18 protein-coding genes and 1 pseudogene are annotated in these 18,543 nt (G+C 31.5%); 11 read left to right on the top strand and 8 right to left on the bottom strand.

Annotated elements, in window-relative coordinates; all coding sequences use genetic code 11:
- Nucleotides 1–13: 13 nt before the first annotated feature.
- Nucleotides 14–403: pseudogene (locus tag AB3G33_RS13320) on the top strand (exo-alpha-sialidase).
- The gene (locus tag AB3G33_RS13315; protein WP_367774148.1) at nucleotides 349–1,122 is read left to right on the top strand and encodes an exo-alpha-sialidase; all 774 of its coding nucleotides are present in this window, start codon (nucleotides 349–351) and stop codon (nucleotides 1,120–1,122) included. Before AB3G33_RS13320 ends, AB3G33_RS13315 begins: the two are co-directional and overlap by 55 nt.
- Here AB3G33_RS13315 and mnmE read toward each other — a convergent pair.
- Nucleotides 1,084–2,484 carry a tRNA uridine-5-carboxymethylaminomethyl(34) synthesis GTPase MnmE gene (mnmE, locus tag AB3G33_RS13310; protein WP_367770333.1) on the bottom strand — a complete coding sequence of 467 codons (1,401 nt, stop codon included), beginning with the start codon at nucleotides 2,482–2,484 and terminating at the stop codon, nucleotides 1,084–1,086. The genes AB3G33_RS13315 and mnmE overlap by 39 nt on opposite strands.
- Nucleotides 2,485–2,653: 169 nt before the next feature.
- On the opposite strand from mnmE, the gene AB3G33_RS13305 reads away from it, so the two are divergent.
- The 3 genes from AB3G33_RS13305 (at nucleotide 2,654) to AB3G33_RS13295 (ending at nucleotide 6,439) form a co-directional block, all read left to right on the top strand.
- Nucleotides 2,654–3,487 (top strand): universal stress protein, encoded by an 834-nt coding sequence (locus tag AB3G33_RS13305; protein WP_367770330.1) that lies wholly within the window; start codon nucleotides 2,654–2,656, stop codon nucleotides 3,485–3,487.
- A gap of 129 nt (nucleotides 3,488–3,616) precedes the next feature.
- Complete coding sequence (locus AB3G33_RS13300) at nucleotides 3,617–4,453, top strand: universal stress protein (RefSeq protein ID WP_367770327.1); 837 nt, start codon at nucleotides 3,617–3,619, stop codon at nucleotides 4,451–4,453.
- Between the two features lie 213 nt (nucleotides 4,454–4,666).
- Nucleotides 4,667–6,439, top strand: coding sequence for a DNA mismatch repair protein (locus tag AB3G33_RS13295; protein WP_367770324.1), 1,773 nt, complete (start codon nucleotides 4,667–4,669; stop codon nucleotides 6,437–6,439).
- A gap of 176 nt (nucleotides 6,440–6,615) precedes the next feature.
- Here AB3G33_RS13295 and dnaN read toward each other — a convergent pair whose 3' ends face one another.
- The 5 genes from dnaN to AB3G33_RS13270 all read right to left on the bottom strand — a co-directional run bounded on the left by dnaN (nucleotide 6,616) and on the right by AB3G33_RS13270 (nucleotide 11,498).
- Complete coding sequence (gene dnaN, locus AB3G33_RS13290; RefSeq protein WP_367770321.1) at nucleotides 6,616–7,734, bottom strand: DNA polymerase III subunit beta; 1,119 nt, start codon at nucleotides 7,732–7,734, stop codon at nucleotides 6,616–6,618.
- A 109-nt stretch (nucleotides 7,735–7,843) separates the two neighbouring features.
- On the bottom strand, nucleotides 7,844–9,529 hold the full coding sequence (gene gldG, locus AB3G33_RS13285) for a gliding motility-associated ABC transporter substrate-binding protein GldG (protein WP_367770318.1): 1,686 nt from the start codon (nucleotides 9,527–9,529) through the stop codon (nucleotides 7,844–7,846).
- On the bottom strand, nucleotides 9,529–10,254 hold the full coding sequence (gene gldF / locus AB3G33_RS13280) for a gliding motility-associated ABC transporter permease subunit GldF (protein WP_367770315.1): 726 nt from the start codon (nucleotides 10,252–10,254) through the stop codon (nucleotides 9,529–9,531). Before gldF ends, gldG begins: the two co-directional genes overlap by 1 nt.
- A 62-nt stretch (nucleotides 10,255–10,316) precedes the next feature.
- A complete protein-coding gene (locus tag AB3G33_RS13275) occupies nucleotides 10,317–10,613 on the bottom strand; it encodes a putative quinol monooxygenase (protein WP_367753450.1) in 297 nt (98 codons plus the stop codon).
- Between the two features lie 54 nt (nucleotides 10,614–10,667).
- The gene (locus tag AB3G33_RS13270) at nucleotides 10,668–11,498 is read right to left on the bottom strand and encodes an S-adenosyl-l-methionine hydroxide adenosyltransferase family protein (RefSeq protein ID WP_367770312.1); all 831 of its coding nucleotides are present in this window, start codon (nucleotides 11,496–11,498) and stop codon (nucleotides 10,668–10,670) included.
- 195 nt (nucleotides 11,499–11,693) lie between these two features.
- Between AB3G33_RS13270 and AB3G33_RS13265 the strand changes: the two genes are divergently transcribed.
- The 5 genes from AB3G33_RS13265 to AB3G33_RS13245 all read left to right on the top strand — a co-directional run bounded on the left by AB3G33_RS13265 (nucleotide 11,694) and on the right by AB3G33_RS13245 (nucleotide 16,803).
- Nucleotides 11,694–12,644, top strand: a complete 951-nt coding sequence (locus tag AB3G33_RS13265; RefSeq protein WP_367770309.1) for a PhoH family protein — start codon at nucleotides 11,694–11,696, stop codon at nucleotides 12,642–12,644.
- Nucleotides 12,645–12,772: 128 nt separating this feature from the next.
- Complete coding sequence (locus AB3G33_RS13260; RefSeq protein ID WP_367770306.1) at nucleotides 12,773–13,588, top strand: SDR family NAD(P)-dependent oxidoreductase; 816 nt, start codon at nucleotides 12,773–12,775, stop codon at nucleotides 13,586–13,588.
- A 135-nt stretch (nucleotides 13,589–13,723) separates the two neighbouring features.
- Complete coding sequence (locus tag AB3G33_RS13255) at nucleotides 13,724–14,551, top strand: HAD family hydrolase (RefSeq protein WP_367770304.1); 828 nt, start codon at nucleotides 13,724–13,726, stop codon at nucleotides 14,549–14,551.
- Between the two features lie 144 nt (nucleotides 14,552–14,695).
- Nucleotides 14,696–15,646 carry a phosphoribosylaminoimidazolesuccinocarboxamide synthase gene (locus tag AB3G33_RS13250; RefSeq protein WP_367770302.1) on the top strand — a complete coding sequence of 317 codons (951 nt, stop codon included), beginning with the start codon at nucleotides 14,696–14,698 and terminating at the stop codon, nucleotides 15,644–15,646.
- 35 nt (nucleotides 15,647–15,681) lie between these two features.
- Nucleotides 15,682–16,803, top strand: a complete 1,122-nt coding sequence (locus AB3G33_RS13245; RefSeq protein ID WP_367770300.1) for a glycoside hydrolase family 26 protein — start codon at nucleotides 15,682–15,684, stop codon at nucleotides 16,801–16,803.
- A 51-nt stretch (nucleotides 16,804–16,854) separates the two neighbouring features.
- Here the strand turns inward: AB3G33_RS13245 and AB3G33_RS13240 are convergent, their stop codons facing one another.
- Complete coding sequence (locus AB3G33_RS13240) at nucleotides 16,855–17,394, bottom strand: SRPBCC family protein (RefSeq protein WP_367770296.1); 540 nt, start codon at nucleotides 17,392–17,394, stop codon at nucleotides 16,855–16,857.
- Between the two features lie 32 nt (nucleotides 17,395–17,426).
- Nucleotides 17,427–17,870 carry a DUF1801 domain-containing protein gene (locus tag AB3G33_RS13235; protein ID WP_367770293.1) on the bottom strand — a complete coding sequence of 148 codons (444 nt, stop codon included), beginning with the start codon at nucleotides 17,868–17,870 and terminating at the stop codon, nucleotides 17,427–17,429.
- Nucleotides 17,871–18,130: 260 nt separating this feature from the next.
- On the opposite strand from AB3G33_RS13235, the gene AB3G33_RS13230 reads away from it, so the two are divergent.
- Complete coding sequence (locus tag AB3G33_RS13230) at nucleotides 18,131–18,532, top strand: hypothetical protein (RefSeq protein WP_367770290.1); 402 nt, start codon at nucleotides 18,131–18,133, stop codon at nucleotides 18,530–18,532.
- Nucleotides 18,533–18,543 lie beyond the last annotated feature (11 nt).

The following is an 18,543-nucleotide window of genomic DNA, read 5'->3' as shown; positions in this document are numbered from 1 at the left end:
TGCTTTTACTCTTGTGGAGTTAAAACCAAATGTGTTACTAGCTGCTTGGTTTGGAGTAAAATATGAAGGAGCTAAAGATGTAGGGATTTATGTATCAAATTATAAAGATGAAAAGTGGTCTAGTCCAAAATGTTTGATCCAAGAGCTAATTCGTGAAAAAGATACTTTGCCTTGCTAGAATCCAGTTTTGTTCAAGAGTAAAAGAAACTCTCTGTATTTGTTCTATAGAGTAGGAAAAAATCCAAGAGAATGGTTTGGAGCAATGATAACTTCTAATGACCAGGGATTAACTTGGAGCAAACCTAAATATTTACCAGAAAATATTTTAGGTCCTATTAGAAATAAACTATTGAAGCAAGTCCAGGTGTTATTTTATGTGGCAGCAGTACCGAAAGTACCATAAATAATGAATGGAGAGCACATGTTGAAAAATATGTAGAAGCCACAGGGGAATGGAGTACCATTTCAATTGAAAATAAGCAAGATTTTGAGATTATTCAGCCTACATTTTTGATTCATTCAAAAAATAAAATTCAACTGTTGTTTAGAAGTAAACGCAATAAAATAATAACTAGTTGGTCTGGTGATAAAGGGGAAAACTGGACACGTACTGATAGTATCAATGTGGTCAATTCAAACTCAGGAATTGATGCATTAACAATTTCTAAAAAGTCTTTTCTATTGGTCAATAATCCTTTGTATCAAGGAAAAGACTGGTTTAATGGTCGTAATATTTTGGATGTTGAACATTCTAAAGACGGTGTACATTGGAAAAAATTATTTGATCTTGAAAACCAAGAGAAAGGGGAATATAGCTATCCTGCCATAATTCAAACAGCTGATGGGAAAGTACATGTTTTGTATACTTATAATAGAAAGTATATCAAGCATGTTTCATTTGAATTGAATGATTATATCTTTTTTAAATTCCAAAAATTCAAAATGACTATATTTAAATGGGGTCCCTTTTTAGTATTAGAAGAAGGGATTTTTTTCCAATTCAGAAAACACCAAAATACACTAAAGCCCTTGATTTACAAAGGGTTTAGTGTGTTTCGTGATATTTTGCTAAATAATGCGATTTTATTTACCGATACAGAAATTCGCAAATATATTACCTAACAATTCATCATTGGTCACTTGGCCAGTAATTGTCCCAAAATGGTACAAAGCTTCCCGAATATCAAGTGCCATTAAATCGCTAGATAAATTTGTTTCTAGTCCGTATTTTACATTTTGTATTTCATTTAATGCTTTAAGTAAAGAATCGTAATGTCTTGTATTAGTAACGATTGTTTCATTATTTCTTAAAGCTCCTGTATTGATAAAAGAGAGTAACTGATTTTTAAGTTCATCAACACCTATATTATTTTTAGCACTCAAGAAAATGAGTTTAATGTTTAAGGTTTCAAGTTCTAGGCGAATGGTCGTAATTTCTTGATCAGTTAGTAAATCCAGTTTATTGATAACAACGACCAATGGTTTTAAAGGAAACTGATTTTTTATTTTTTCAATTTCGATGATGTATTCTGAACTTTGAACTTTAAATTTTAAACTATCAAACAAGTATAAAACCACTTGGGCTTGTTCTATTTTTTCAAATGTTTTCTTGATTCCAATGCTTTCTACTACATCCTGAGTTTCACGAATTCCAGCTGTATCAATAAAACGGAAGCCAATGCCACCAATAACTAATTCGTCTTCGATAGTATCACGTGTTGTTCCAGCAATTTCAGATACAATAGCGCGTTCTTCATTCAATAATGCGTTTAACAAAGTAGATTTTCCTACATTAGGTTCACCAACAATAGCCACAGGAATTCCGTTTTTGATAACGTTACCCACTGCGAAGGAATCAATAAGACGTTTCAGGACAAATTCGATTCGGTTCAATAATTCATGAAACTGCGTACGATCTGCAAATTCTACGTCTTCTTCGGCAAAGTCTAATTCTAATTCGATAAGCGAAGCAAAATTCAATAATTCCTCTCTTAATTTGGCAATTTCATTAGAGAAACCACCACGCATTTGCTGCATTGCAATTTGGTGAGAAGCTTCGTTATCTGACGAAATTAAATCAGCAACGGCTTCGGCTTGTGATAAATCAAGTTTACCGTTTAGAAAGGCTCTAAGGGTGAATTCACCAGCATTGGCCATACGACATCCTTTGCGGAGCAATAACTGTATGATTTGTTGTTGTATGTAAGTCGAACCGTGACAGGAGATTTCTATGGTATTCTCTCCTGTATAAGAATTGGGTCCTTTGAAGATAGATACCAAAACCTCGTCTAAGGTTTTATTATCATCTACTATATGTCCTAAATGTAATGTATGTGTTTTCTGTTTGAGTAAATCTTTGTTTTTAATAGACTTAAAAACGCTGTTACCTATAGTAATTGCTTCATTTCCGGAAATTCGGATTACCGCTATGGCTCCCGCTCCTGAAGGTGTAGCCAGTGCTACTATGGAATCGTTGTACAACATATTTTTTATTATATGGTGCAAAGGTAGTAAATCTGTAGAAGTATTCGTTTTTTTAAATGACAGTGATTTTTAGAAGTTAAAATCAACTTAATTTACTGATATTTAACTATTTAATTTGTAACTTTAGTATGTAATTTACTATAATAGCCTACCTTAAATAGTCGTAATAATGAAACGTATCTTGTTTCCAACGGATTTTTCTGAAATCGCTACTCACGCTTTTGTGCATGCATTGGAATTTTCCAATGCCGTGGGAGCGGATCTTATTGTATTGCATTCCTATGAATTATTGACTTTTGACGAACAGTTTTTTCATGAAAATTATTCAATGATTTATGATTCGATTGAATTTTCAGAACTGGATCGATTTAAAGAGGAAGTACCTAAAATGCATAAATTGGCGCAAGCCCTTGCTTTGGATCAAATAAAAATGACACATCGATTAATGGAAGGCAACTTGGTTAGCAATATTAAAAAAGCAGTCAAAGAAGATAAAATTGACTTTGTGGTAATGGGAACTTCTGGAATGACTGGCTGGGATGCTTTTTTTGTTGGTTCAAATTCGGGTTCTGTAATTATTGGAGTTGAAGTTCCTATGTTGTGTGTGCCTTTGTCAGCAAAATACCGTCCCATTAAAAACATTGGTTTTACCACACGATTTAGGCCTAAAGATAAAAAGCCATTACAAGCTGTATTAGAAATTGCTAAGAAACTAAATGCTAAAGTAAAATGCCTATATGTAAAAACCAATACTTCGGATGTTTCTTTTGAAACGATTGATTTATGGAAAAAAGAATACCGTAAAGAACCGATCTCTTTTTATATTGTGCTTAGTGATGCCATAAAAGAAACAGTCATTGATTTTGTTTCGACAAAAAATATTGATGTGCTGACTATGTTAACTTATAAAAGAGGTTTTTTTGAAGGGTTGTTTGTTCCGAGTTATGGTAAAAAAGAAGAACAGGAATTAGACATTCCTATTTTAGCAATTCACAGTGATTAGAATTATAGAGTTGTATTTTGTATTTTTTTAAAATAAGGAATAATAAAATAAACTACTGATAATTATCATATTAATACCGTAACTTTAAGTATAACTTTGAATAACGAATTACAATTAACGCTATATAACATGAAACGTATCCTCTTCCCGACCGATTTTTCTGAAACAGCAACAAATGCCTTTATTCATGCTTTAGAATTTGCGAAAATTGTTCAAGGTGAGCTCATTTTGTTGCATACATTTGAATTGCCTGTATTTGACAATCAGTTTTTTCCAGAGAATTATATGATAATTTATGAATCATTGCAATTATCACAGTTCGATATGTTTAAAGACGAAATACCCAAATTAAGAGCGATAGCCGAAGAACATCATTTAGATAAAATAAAAATGACACATCGATTGATGGATGGTGATTTAATCTATAACATAAAAAAATCAATTAAGGACGATAAAATTGATTATGTAGTAATGGGAACGGAAGGTGCTTCGGGTTGGTCAGCATTTTTTTCAGGTACAAATACTGGAAATGTGCTAACTGATATTAATGTTCCTTTACTAAGTATTCCGATTGATGCCAAATTCAAACCAATAAAAACGATTGGTTTTACTACTCGATTTAGACCTAAAGATAAAAAAGCATTAAAAAAAATACTTTCGGTTGCTAAAATGGCTGATGCTGAAGTAAAATGCCTTTATGTGAAAACAGGAAATTCTGATGTTACTAGGGAAACGGTAAAAAAATGGGAAAAAGACTTTGAAGATGAGCCTATCGAGTTTTTTGTTATTACCAGTGATGAAGTGAAAGAAACGATATTGGACTTTATTTTATATAAAGAAATTGATCTTTTAACAATGTTAACTTATAAAAGAAGCTTTTTTGAAGGATTATTTCATCCTAGTTTGACTAAGAAATTTGCTAATAATTTTGATGTTCCAATCCTTGCCATTCCTATTGAGGAGTAATTTAAAATGCACATAATTCATTGTCGTTAGAACCTATTTACTAATGAAATGGAGCAAAATATTTTTTGAGTAAGAAACAGCAGCTGAAACCGTATTGGTTTTGGTTGCTTTTCTTTTTTTAGATGGAATGCCTCTTATTTTCTTAATTTAACTAACCGTTGCGATAGGTATTCCTATCGGGAATCTTATATTTGTCTTTCATTAATAAGTCAGATGAAAATATATAAATCAAAGGTTAAAAGTGTTACGGAAGAATTAAAGACAATCAATAAAAAATACAATAGTATCAGTTTTTTTAGATTAGTCAGTATTGTGCTTTTTTTGGGTTCTCTTTATTTTTATATGCAAAATAGTACTATTCTCTTTATAGGATTGGCGGCAGTATTTTTTATCGCTTTTATTATATTAATGCGTTTCCATTCGAAATTACTTTTTGAACGAAAAAAGAGCGAGGCGCTTTTAAAAATCAATCAAGAAGAGATTTCTTATTTGGAAAGCAAAGCGCTTCCTTTTGAAAACGGACAAGAATTTAATGATTTTCATCATCCTTATGTGTATGATTTAGATATTTTTGGAGAACATTCTCTATTTCAAAATTTAAATAGAACGGTTACTTTTATCGGAAAGAAAACATTGGCACAGCAGTTACTTACTTTGTCAACTAATGAAACAATTCTAGACAATCAAGAAGCAACTAATGAGTTATCTGAAAAGTTAGATTGGCGTCAGGATTTTTTGGCTTTGGCCAAAATGAGTCTGGATACTAAATCAAGTTATGAAGCACTACTACAATGGAGCAAATTCCCAATAACCCCTTTACCTAAATGGGCTAGTATAGTATCATATGTCACTCCAGTATTATTTTTAGGAACTTTGATTGCTTATGTAGTAACTTCTAAAGTTATTTTACTAAGCTTCTTGACCTATATCTTTCTTGTTAATTTAGCGATTTTAGGTAATTTTTTTAAGCGAATCCAAATAGAAATTGCCAATGCTGAGGATATTGATAAAGTCATTAGCCAATATAGTTTATTACTTAAAAAAATAGAAGAAGAATCATTTCAGTCTAAAAAATTGACGCAATTACAAAAAAGACTAAAGTTTAAGGCTGACAATGCAAGTCATCATCTTAAAGTTTTGTCTGAATTGTTTTCTAATATGGATACTGTTGGGAATTTGTTGGCAGCATCATTGTTCAACGGAACTTTTCTATTTAATCTTCATGTATTAAAAAAATTATTGAGTTGGAAAAAAGAGCATGCAGCTATGCTAGAAGAATGGTTGGAAGTGATCGGAGAATTTGAAATGTTGTGTAGCTTGGGTAATTTCTCCTATAATAATCCCGATTTTGTTTTTCCAAATTTGAATTCTGAGTTCAAAATAGCGTTTTCAAATTTAAGTCATCCTTTGCTAAATGAAAAAACGAGAGTGGGGAATGGGGTACGTTTTCAGCCTGAATCCTTTATGATATTGACAGGCTCTAACATGTCTGGTAAAAGTACTTTTTTAAGAAGTTTGGGCGTCAATATGGTTTTATCAGGAATGGGATCAGTAGTTTGCGCAAGCGAAGCTACGGTGCATCCATTACCTATATTAGTTTCCATGCGATTGTCGGACTCATTATCGGATAGTGAATCGTATTTTTTTGCCGAAATCAAACGATTAAAGCAAATTATGGACGCCTTAGAAGAGCAACCTGCGTTCGTATTATTGGATGAGATTTTGAGAGGAACCAACTCAGATGATAAACGAAATGGAACTATAGAAGTAGTAAAGAAAGTAATAGCTAAGAAAGCTATTGGTGCTATTGCAACCCATGATATCGAAGTTTGCTTAACAACAAATGAATATCCGGACCTACTTACCAATAAATGTTTTGAAGTTGAAATTCAGAATGATGAATTACATTTTGATTACAAACTGCGTGATGGAATTTGTAAAAATAAAAGCGCTACTTTTCTAATGAAAAAAATGGGAGTTATTTAATAAAATAAATATTTCTCTTAAAATATTGACCACAAAAAAAAACCGCATATCCCAAAAGGAAATAGCGGTTTTTTTAAATATAAAAATGGTTTGGTTAATAGCGTATTTTGAATCACAATGATAAGTATTATATTTCAATTTCAAAAATCAATATACAACAATTTCAAGGTTTAATGTTAACTATTTAACATTACAGGCATTACTAGCATAGTTACTGTTTCCCCTTCTTCTAATCCATCAACAGGAGTAAGAATTCCAGCTCTATTAGGCAATGACATTTCAAGCATAATCATGTCTGATTGTAGATTAGTTAACATTTCAGTAAGGAAACGAGAGTTATATCCTATTTGCATATCGTCACCTTGGTAATCACATGTCAATCTTTCTTCTGCTTTATTTGAGTAATCAATATCTTCAGCTGAAACATTCAACTCAGCACCAGCAATTTTTAAACGAATTTGGTGTGTTGTTTTGTTAGAGAAAATAGCCACACGACGCACAGAACTCAAGAATTGAGAACGGTCAATCATTAATTTATTAGGATTCTCTTTTGGGATAACCGCTTCATAGTTTGGATATTTTCCATCTATTAAACGACACATTAAAATATAGTTGTCGAATGAGAAAGTAGCATTTGAATCATTGTATTCAATTTTCACTTCCGCATCAGATGTGGAAAGAATGCTCTTTAAAATTGTCAAAGGTTTTTTTGGCATAATAAAATCAGCCACTTGTGATGCTTTTACATCAGTACGAGCATATTTTACCAGTTTGTGAGCATCTGTTGCTACAAAAGTCAAACCTTCCGGAGAAAATTGAAAAAACACTCCAGACATTACTGGGCGTAAATCATCATTTCCTGCTGCAAAGATTGTTTTGCTAATGGCGGTTGCCAATACATCAGCAGGAACTAAAGTCACTGAAGGCTCTTCAAGATTTACTGCTTTAGGAAATTCTTGACCTGGAGCATATGCTAATGCATATTTTCCTGAATTTGAACTTATTTCTATAGTACTATTCTCTTGAACGGTAAAAGTTAAAGGTTGCTCAGGAAACGTTTTAAGAATTTCCAAAAGTAACTTTGCAGGTACAGCAACACTTCCTTGACTTGTAGAATCAATCGCCAAACTTGCAGACATAGTCGTCTCTAAATCGGAGGCTGAAACCGTTAATTCATTATTGTTTAATTCAAATAGGAAGTTGTCCAAAATTGGCAAAGTATTACTGCTATTGATAACACTACCTAAAACTTGTAACTGTTTTAATAAGTACGAACTCGATACTATAAATTTCATCTGTTTTATTTTATTTTTTGAGTTTCTCTTTTAGTTTAAATTCTAAAATAGAATACATTTTACAAATATATCGTAAACTATTCTAGTATTGAAACTTTTTTATTAACATCTATTTACTGTATTTTCTTTTTCTAATAAAGGTAAATAAAAGTCCAAAAAGGGTTAATATTAGGATTGGAAGCCCGATAGTTATGATTTGTGTCTGAGTATAGTTTTCATATACTTTTTCTTTGTCTAATAAAGGAAGGTCAAGATCCTTTGATCGAATGTTAATAAGTCCAGTGTCATCTAGTAAATAATTGACACAATTTAACAAGAAATCTTTGTTGTCATACAAATTACCAGATCTTTGATCAAAGCCCAATTCAACGGGTTGAAAATTTTTGTCCAATTGGTTTTTTATCAAATCTCCATCAGAAATCACAATCATTTTGCTGGCTTTTCCTTCTTTTTTGAAATTGCTTTGCTCAAATGGTAGAACACGGTTTTCAAATACCGAGTGAAATTGACCTTCAAGTAAAACTCCCATTGGAATATTCCCTGTTTTGATATAATGATTCGGGCTCGTTTCTTCAGCAACAATTTCTAAATTAACTTCGACAGGAGTACCGACTTTTTTGGAATATTGAGATGATTTTAGAAGCACCGTTTTCTTAATTCCATTTTTTAAAGTATCAATAGGATTGGCAAAATCAAATTTTATTCCGCCTAAATTCTTTACAATAGGATGGGTACTTTCTGGGTAAACTAATGGGGCAAATTTCCAGTTGAAATCTTGATACTGTGTAGCACTTCCTTGTTCACCAGTGGCCAATTTTATAGGACTTCCTTGTTCGTCTTTTATAATATCTGGGTTAATTCTAAAGCCGTATTTAAAGAACATATCATTTAGATTTAGTTCTCTAGGATAAGCTAAAGTAGCACCAGCAGAATTGTACAAACTGTCCATTTCAACCGCTACTTGGTCCACAAGCCATAATGTTTTACCTCCGTTAATAATATACTGGTCTAAAACTTGTTTTTCGGCGTCTGAGAAGGTTTCTGTAGGTTTTGCAATAACAGCCAAATCATATTTTTCTAAAGCTTCTAAACTTTGTATCGGACTTTTGGCAACCGAATCCAATGTAAATGGGCCAATGTGGTAACTTTCTCTTATTTGCAAAAGAAATTTAGCCATTAAAATATCTTGCAACTCTCCATTTCCTTTAATTACCGCAATTTTTTTCTGTTTAACGGTAGTGATTTTATTAATGGCATCAGCAATAGAATACTCTAGGTGTTGTACAGATCCAATAACTTTTTCAGTTGTAGTAGCGCCCATTTTATTTTTCAATAATGGGATGTTGACTTCCTTATTGTTATACACAGCAATAGCCCAAGGAAATACCATAGCTTGGGATTGTTTCCCTTTGTCGTCAACAGTTATGTTTACTGGTGTCAATCCTTTTCGATACAATTCTTTGATGTTGTCCATGCTCGAATCTTCATTTTCTAATGGATTGACAAATTCGAAAACAATATTTTTATTATAAGCTTGAAATTCTTCTAATAATTGTTGTGTTTCTTGCTGCAATCGCTTGAACTCAGCAGGCAATTCCCCTTGCATGTATATCTTTATCGAAAGCGGTTCTTGTACTTGCTTGATGATATTCAAAGAGGTTTCAGAAAGGGTATATCTTTTGTCCTTAGTTAAATCAAAACGATGAAAAAATCGCATGCTGATTCCGTTTGCAATCAATAAAAAGGCAATAGTTATCAGTAATGTTTTTAAGTTGCTTTTTTGAATTGGTACCATTACAATTTAAAAGATTTTAGTTTATAAACAGTAAACGAAAGGAATAAAATAGTGATGCTTACAAAATAGAGAATATCTCTAGTGTCGATTACACCACGGCCCATACTTTTAAAATGATCTTGCATTCCTATTGCCGAAATTAAAGTAGAAACTGAAGGCACAATTGATGCCAATCCTTCGAATCCAAAATAGAAAAAGAAGCATAAAAATACGGCTACAATAAAAGCGACGATCTGATTATCGGATAGGGTAGAAGTAAATATTCCAATTGCGGAATAAGCTGCAATTAAAAATAATAAACCAAAATAAGATCCAATAGTACTTCCCATATCAATATTTCCTTCGGGCATTCCTAAGCTAGAAATTACAAAAACATAGATAATTGTTGGAACAATAGCCATTACAATAAGCAGCATGGCACCAAAGAATTTTCCGTTAACAATTTCCCATATACTCAAAGGTTTAGTAAGTAATAATTCAAGTGTTCCTTGCTTCTTTTCATCCGAAAAACTGCGCATGGTAACGGCAGGAATTAAGAATATTAAAATCCATGGAGATAGAGTGAAAAACGGACTCATATCAGCAAATCCAGTATTGAGGATATTATAATCACCTTGAAAAACCCAAAGAAATAATCCGTTGAGAATTAGAAATAATGCGATTACTAAATAACCGATTGGCGAACCAAAAAAGGATTTAATTTCTCGTAATAATATTGCTTTCATTTTTTTTGTTTAAAAAGTTTAAGATTTAAGGTTTAATGCTGCTCAACTTCGAACATTAAACTTTAAACCAAAGAAGCTAATTTATCGACACTCCAAGCTTCGGGTTTATCATTGAATAGTTTTTTGGTAAAAGTCCAAACTTCATCAAAAAAGGCAGAGTTTCTGTAATTTTCTAAATCGGCTTCGGTTTCCCAGTAGCTGTACGTAAAAAAGATGCTTTTATTATTTTTATCTTGATATAGTTCCAATAGTTTATTTCCTGGTGCTGATCGAATTCTATCTTTTATGGATTCAAAATTTTCTAAAAAAGCAGGGATTTTTTCTTCGTGAAAACTCAATTTTACTATTCGTACAAACATTTAGATTTTTGATTTAGGATTAACGATTGATGATTTTTCTATTTTATTAAAATCTTAATTTTTAAATTGAATAGAAACTACATCTCTATAATTGAGTCCCAATAAACTATTAGCCGAACCCACTTTATTAGGATTGCTTCTAAATATTGCAATTTCAAGGAAACCAGCTTCGTTGAATATGGCTAATTTTTCCCCTTCATAGTTCTTAATTGGATATTTATCTGAACTAGCAATTGCCGAATAATTAGGCAAAATGGTTTTGATATTTTTCGTTTTCATGATAATTTCATAGGGACGTCCTTTGGCCACTTCTAGAAATTGCTTTTTGGAAATATTAGTTATTACATTTCCAAAATGGTCAATATAAATCACATGTCCTTTCAATAAATTGTTGTCATCTGAAGCAACTGCTTTTAATTCAGTTATTTGTTTTATGGTACTAATTTCTTTGCCAATTACGTTTAGTAACCCTCCTTTGGCAATATGACAAGCCACTTTTACAAAAACATCTAGACCAGAAGCATCACTTGGTAAACGATCATGAATGTTGATGGCGACTATTTTTTGAGGAACAATTTTTTGCGAAAGCATGCTTAAAATTCCATTATCGGCAGCAATAAAAAAAGAATCATTCCATTGCATTACAATATGGAGGTTCTCTTTATTTAATTCCATATCCACTCCTATCAGGTGAACAGTCCCTTTTGGGAAACTGGAAAAGGCTGCGCCAATTATGTAACTTGCTTCAACAGTGTTGAATGCGTCAATATGATGTGAAATATCAATAATTGTAGCATCAGAGTATTCAGATAAAATCTTCCCTTTTAACGCACCAACAAAGTGGTCTTTCAAGCCGTAATCGGTAGTAAGGGTAATTATTGACATAATTTTGTTTATAACTATTGGTGTAATCTAAAACTAATTTTCATTAAATTTGAGAAATGCAAAGCTAATAATAGTAAATTCAAAAAAGCAAAAAAGAAAAACAAATTCTAATTATTAAAGCAAATATTACAAAGGTTTAAAACCAAAACGGATTAGATTTATTGATTGATTAATTTTAATATAAAACTACAACTTTTGAACGAAAGAATAATCGAGCTCATAGACATCGCACCAAAAGAGTTTTGGGGCGCTCAAGACTCTCATCTTGAAATGATTAAAAAATATTATCCAAAACTTAAAATCGTAGCTCGAGGAACCACCTTGAAAGCTTTTGGAGAAAAAGAAATTTTAGACGAGTTCGAAAAACGGTTTCAACGCTTAATGTTGCATTTTACCCGCTATAATAATATTGATAACAATGTTATAGAACGTGTTATTTTGGGTGATGCACAAGATGACCGAAAAATGGCTATTAATGATAAAATCCTAGTTCATGGAGTAGGAGGTAAAATCATTAAAGCGATGACTCCCAATCAACAGCTTTTAGTGGATACCATTAATACTAACGATATGGTTTTTGCTGTAGGTCCTGCTGGAACTGGGAAAACCTATACGGGAGTTGCGATGGCAGTAAAAGCATTGAAAGAGAAACAAGTTAAGCGAATAATTCTAACCCGTCCCGCTGTAGAAGCTGGTGAAAATCTTGGTTTTTTACCAGGAGACATGAAAGAAAAATTAGATCCGTATATGCAACCACTTTATGATGCTTTAAGAGATATGTTGCCCAATGAAAAACTGGAAGACTATATCTTGAAGGGAATTATTCAAATTGCACCATTGGCTTTTATGCGTGGTAGAACACTGGATAATGCTTTTGTAATTTTGGATGAAGCTCAAAACACAACGCATTCACAAATGAAAATGTTCTTAACCCGTATGGGGAAAAGTGCAAAATTCATGGTGACTGGTGATCCAGGACAAGTTGACTTACCTCGGAGAACTATTTCAGGGCTCAAAGAGGCATTATTAGTATTAAAAGATATTGAAGGAATTGGAATTATATATCTTGATGATAAAGATATTGTGAGACATAGGTTAGTGAAAAAGGTAATTGATGCTTATAAGTATACTGAGAATATAGATTAAAAATTTGCCATAAAAAGGCATATAACAGACTTTTACGACCCCAAATAGGGGTCGTATTTATTAAATAGAGTATCAATTTTTTGATCTTATATTTAATAAAGAATGTATAATAATTAAAGAAAATAGAATTGAAAAATGTTGTCATAACTGGTGCTTCAGGTGGTATAGGTAAAGAAATTGCGTTGCATTTTGCTGAAAATGGTTGGAATGTTATTGCAACAATGATTTGCTTAGAACAAGGAAAAGAGCTTCAAGATATAAAAAATATAAATTGTTTTTTATTGGATGTTACTTGTAGCTCCAGTATTGAGAATGCGTATGAAAAAATTATTGATGAATATAAGACTATTGATGTAGTAATTAATAATGCAGGAGTAGGGTATAGGAGTTTTGTGGAGTTATCTGAAGATTCAATGATTAATCATATTGTTGATGTGAATTATTTGGGAGTTGTAAAGGTGTGCAGGTCTTTTATTCCTTTATTTAGAGTCCAGAAAAAAGGGCATTTTATAAATATTACTTCAATAGCAGGTTTAGTAAATTTACCTTTGGGTAGTTTTTATCATTCTACTAAACATGCGGTAGAAAGTTTTTCAGAATGTATGGCTTATGAATTAATTGATTTTAATGTAAGTGTTGCTACAGTACAATTTGGAAATACTCCTTCTAATTTTCAAAAAAATGTGACCAAATCAGATTGCTCTTCCTTACCTTCTTATAATTATTTAATGAATAAAATTGGAAAAATTTTAGAAAATAAGACCAAGAAAAACAAAGATTTAAAACCTCAGATTATAAAAGAAATATTAAAAATTGCCGAAAACCCATCAAATAACTTTAAAAGACATACCATTGGTTTCGATGCTAATTTCCTGAGTATACTTCGATCAAATATTGGATATCGATTATTTGGTAGAATTATTAGGCAGTCAGTTTTTAAATAATGATTATTATTTAAACTTCTTACTTTATGTTAAATAGGTTAATTTGATGTTATTTTCATCAGGTGCCCTATTGTTTTGTTTTGTATTTTGTTTGAATTAGAATAAATTTGTGCCATAAATAGATCAATTAGGATAATGAAAATAGATAATAATATAAAAGTAGTAATCAGTGACTTAGATGGAACATTACTGAATCAAGATCATAAAATATCAGAATATACTAAAACAGTTTTTAGGGAATTATACAATCAAAATTATTTAATAATTGTAGCAACAGGTCGTCATCATCTAGATGCGCTGCCTATAGTTGAAACGTTGGGATTTCCAGTTTACTTAGTTACTTCCAATGGAGCAAGAATCCATTCTCCTAAAAAGGAACTTCTATTTTCTATCGACATCGATAGTGAGTCTATAAAATCCATATTATCTTTAAAAATCGATTCAGAAATTACGACTGTTTTATTTAAAGAAAATGTATGGCAAACCAATAAACATAATGAAAAGCTGAATAGTTTTCAAACTAAATTAAATTATTTACCGGAATTGGTAGATTTTAATACTATTGAAGATTTTAGTGCTATTAAAATATTTTTCACGCATGAAAGGCATTCTAAATTGATGGAATTGCGAGATCAAATTTTGGTTGACCATTCGGATCTTTTTAGTCACGCTTTCAGTTTGCCACTTTGTCTTGAATTTATGGACAAATCTGTTGATAAAAGTGTCGCTATTGCAAAAATTTTGGAAATTGAAAAGTTAGAATTTCATGAAACTATATCTTTTGGTGACGGATACAATGATGAAAAAATGTTAGAGTCTACTGCTAAAGGGCTACTAATGGGTAATGCGCCTGATAGTTTGAAAAATAAATTATCTCATTTAGAAGTAATTAATACAAACCATGAAGATGGGGTAGCAAACTATATAGCAAGCAAATTATTAAGTAAAATCAGTACTGAGTAAATAAAACTTCGGTAAATAGTCATTGTTTTAATTTTTTTGTGAAATCTATTTTTTTTGTAATTATACAACAAAGTATTCTTTGCATTTCTGTCTAAAATAATCCTAAATTTGCATTTATTAAAAAACACAACACACACAACAATAATGAGCAATACAATTACAACCACTAATTTTAATTTCCCAAACCAAAAATCAGTTTATCGCGGTAAAGTAAGAGAAGTTTACAATATCAATGACGAGCTTTTGGTTATGGTGGCTACTGATAGGCTTTCGGCTTTTGATGTAGTTTTACCAAAAGGGATTCCTTATAAAGGACAAATTTTGAATCAAATTGCTACTAAATTCATGGAATTGACTCAAGATATAGTTCCTAATTGGTTGATTGCAACTCCCGATCCCAATGTAGCAGTAGGTCATTTATGTGAACCTTTTAAAGTTGAAATGGTGATTCGTGGTTATGTATCCGGTCATGCTGCTCGTGAATATGCTTTAGGAAAAAGAGAAATTTGTGGTGTAAAAATGCCAGAAGGTTTAAAAGAGAATGATAAATTCCCAGAGCCAATTATTACCCCAACTACAAAAGCGGATAATGGAGAACATGATGCCGATATTTCTCGTGAAGAAATTTTGTCAAAAGGTATTGTTACTGAAGAAGACTATTTAGTTTTAGAAAAATATACTAGAGCTTTATTTCAAAGAGGGACAGAGATTGCAGCAAGTCGCGGATTAATATTAGTAGATACCAAATATGAATTTGGAAAAACGAAAGAAGGAGTGATTGTTTTAATTGATGAAATTCATACACCAGATTCTTCTCGTTATTTTTATTCAGAAGGATATCAAGAAAGACAAGATAAAGGGGAAGAGCAAAAACAATTATCTAAAGAGTTTGTACGTCGTTGGTTAATTGAAAATGGATTTCAGGGACTAGAAGGGCAACAAATTCCAGAAATGACTGAAGCGTATATTGAATCAGTATCGGAAAGATATATTGAATTATATGAAAATATTCTTGGAGAAAAATTCGTAAAAGCGGATATTGACAATATTGATGAACGAATTGACAAAAACGTATCAGCTTATTTAGCGGTATAAGCTTAATTTTCATAATTGAAATAAATTTTTTAATTATGAATAAAATAGCATTTTATAAAATCATATGTACGGTATTATTGGCATTGACAGGAAATTTTGTTTTTGGACAAATTGACAAAAATGCAACAATAGAGACCAAAGCATTATACAAAAACCTAAAGGATATTTCTAAACGAAGTATCCTTTTTGCACATCAGCACGATACGGAATATGGACATGGTTGGTCTGGTGATGTCAATCGTTCCGATGTAAAATCAGTTACAGGTTCTTTTCCTGCAATGGTTGGAGTTGACTTTAATGGTTTATCTGGAAAATCAGCAGTAGATATTGAACTCACAAAACAAGCTCTAATAAAAAATGTTGTAGACACTTACAATCGAGGAGGAGTGACGACTGCAGCTTGGCATTTTTCTAACCCAGCTTCTGAAGGAGGTTTCTATTGGAAAGATGGGGTTTCTGTTGCATCCATGTCTTTAATTAAACCAGGAGGATCAAAACACGAAGAATACAAACAAATTTTAAATACAATAGCTGATTTTGCTCATTCGGTAAAAGGTAAAGATGGGAGTTTGGCTCCTATTATTTTTAGACCTTATCATGAATTTGACGGAGATTGGTTTTGGTGGGGAAAACCGTATACATCCCGTGAAGATTTTATTGCCGTTTGGCAGTTCACTGTTTCTTATTTGAGAGATTCTCTTGGAGTGCATAATTTTATTTATGCTTTTTCACCAGATAATAAATTCAATATGGAAGCAGAGTATTTAGAGCGTTTTCCAGGGAATGATTATGTAGATATGGTAGGAATGGATAATTATGGTGATTATGGAAGAGACGGTCATTATGATATTGAAACTGCAATAAAGAAACTTAAAATTGTTTCTGATTATGGTATAAAAAACAATAAGTTGGCTGCATTGACAGAAACGGGTTTGGAATCAATACCAAATCCAACTTGGTGGACTGAGACTTTACTCCCTATTTTAAAATCAGAAAAGATGGAATTGTGTTATGTTCTAGTTTGGAGAAATGACATTCAGAGTCCAACACATTATTACGCACCTTTTCCAGGACAAATAAGTGTTCCTGATTTTATTAAATTTTATAATGATCCCTTTACTCTTTTTGAGAAAGACATAAAGAATATCTATAAATAAGAGTAATTGAATTGAAAACTCCCCCTAATTTAAGGGGAGTTTTCAATTCAATTATTTTTCTAAAATTATTTTAAGATCGTTTAGTCCTTTTTCTAAATCTTTTCCAAGCATTTCATCCATGTTCATTACAGGTAGCATGAGATTCATTGGGTAGGGCATTTTCCCATTAAATCCCCATTTTACCTTAGTTTCTGATGCCGAAATAGATTCTGTAGTAAAATAAGCGTTACCTGTTGACTCAAAAGGTTTCTTAAAGCGCAGTTCAAAATCAATACGTTCTCCTGTTGTTATTTTTTTAATCTCTTGCTCACCAAAACCTACGTTCTTATCATTACTTTCCCATGCAGCAATAGCGCCTACTGTTCCATCTACTCCAGAAAAAGTCTTTTTCATATTTGGGTCTGTTTTAGACCAAACACTAAAATTATCTTGGTTTTTCAAATGTTTGATATAATTAAATACACTGTCTTTTTGTTGATTGATTATAATTTCTCTTTCAACAGCATACTCTTTAGGCATAATAAAAGCTGCTATTAATGCCAAAACAATAATTCCTAAAATTGCAAATAGAATTCGTTTGATGATTTTCATAATTAAAATTTTAAAGGTTACTACTTTTTTATTTAAGATTCAAAACACTTTATCCATTCTTTAACTGTCATTTTCTGAACGAGCTGAGCAATTAAATCATAAGGTATATTTTTTATTTTTTTGAATCGAATACAACTTTTCCCCATATCAAGTTTTAAAGAACTGTAGTTTGGAAATTCATCAACAAACCACTTTAAAAGAGATGGATTAGTATAAATTCCCATATGATATATTGCGATGAAATTTTTTTGTGAGGCAATATTGATAAAAGGCAACGGAAGTTTAGGATTACAATGATATCCATCTGGATATAAGGAATGTGGAACTACATACCCAATCATACCATAATTCATTTCTTCTACAAAACCACTTGGGATATTTTTTACGATCGTCTCTCTAAGCATGTTTATTACTTCTTTCCTTTCGTCAGAAAGTTCAGTTATATATTCATCTACTGTTTTAGCTTTTGATTGCATTTTAGCATTTTTTATTATAAAATTAATGAAATAAATCATTCTTATAGTGTTGAAATACATTTTTTTGTCGAGTAAATTGTAAATTACCTTGTCTGTTTATGTTGAAAAATAATTAGTATTTTCCATTTTTCGAAAACTATATCGTAATAGTTATCTTAAAAAAGTGTGATTTACTCAATATTTAACGATTTGATAGATTGGCTTTTTTTTAACATACTAGTTATTTTAACATTCGGTTTTTTTTATAAATTTGCTCCTAAATGAGAGCATTACTATTTATAACATATCTCTTCACCTCGCTTCTTATAGGAGGGAATAAAATGCATGCTACTACGCATACAACTGCTAGCGCTCCCATTTCAAATTTTAATAGTACTTATAAATTACACAATAAATTTTTACATTCTAAAAGAGGACATTCATCCCAAACAATTGTAAATAAAGATTTTGATTTAAATGAGGAATACTCTAGTAATGACGATTATAAAAATGCAGGGGATACTAAAATAGTTAAATTTAAACAAACTCTTTTTGCTAAGTGGTATTTTTCAAATGATAATTCTTTTATCACTTCTTTTCCTTACAATAGATTTTATTTTACTAAGCCCATTAGCGGCCAATCTACACCTATTTATATTACTCAAAGCGTATTAAGAATTTGATAATCAGTACA

It is taken from the genome of Flavobacterium sp. WC2421 (genome assembly GCF_040822115.1).
Classification (GTDB): Bacteria; Bacteroidota; Bacteroidia; order Flavobacteriales; family Flavobacteriaceae; genus Flavobacterium.
Note: the sequence above shows the minus strand (reverse complement) of the source record. Positions and strands in the feature narration are given on the sequence as shown.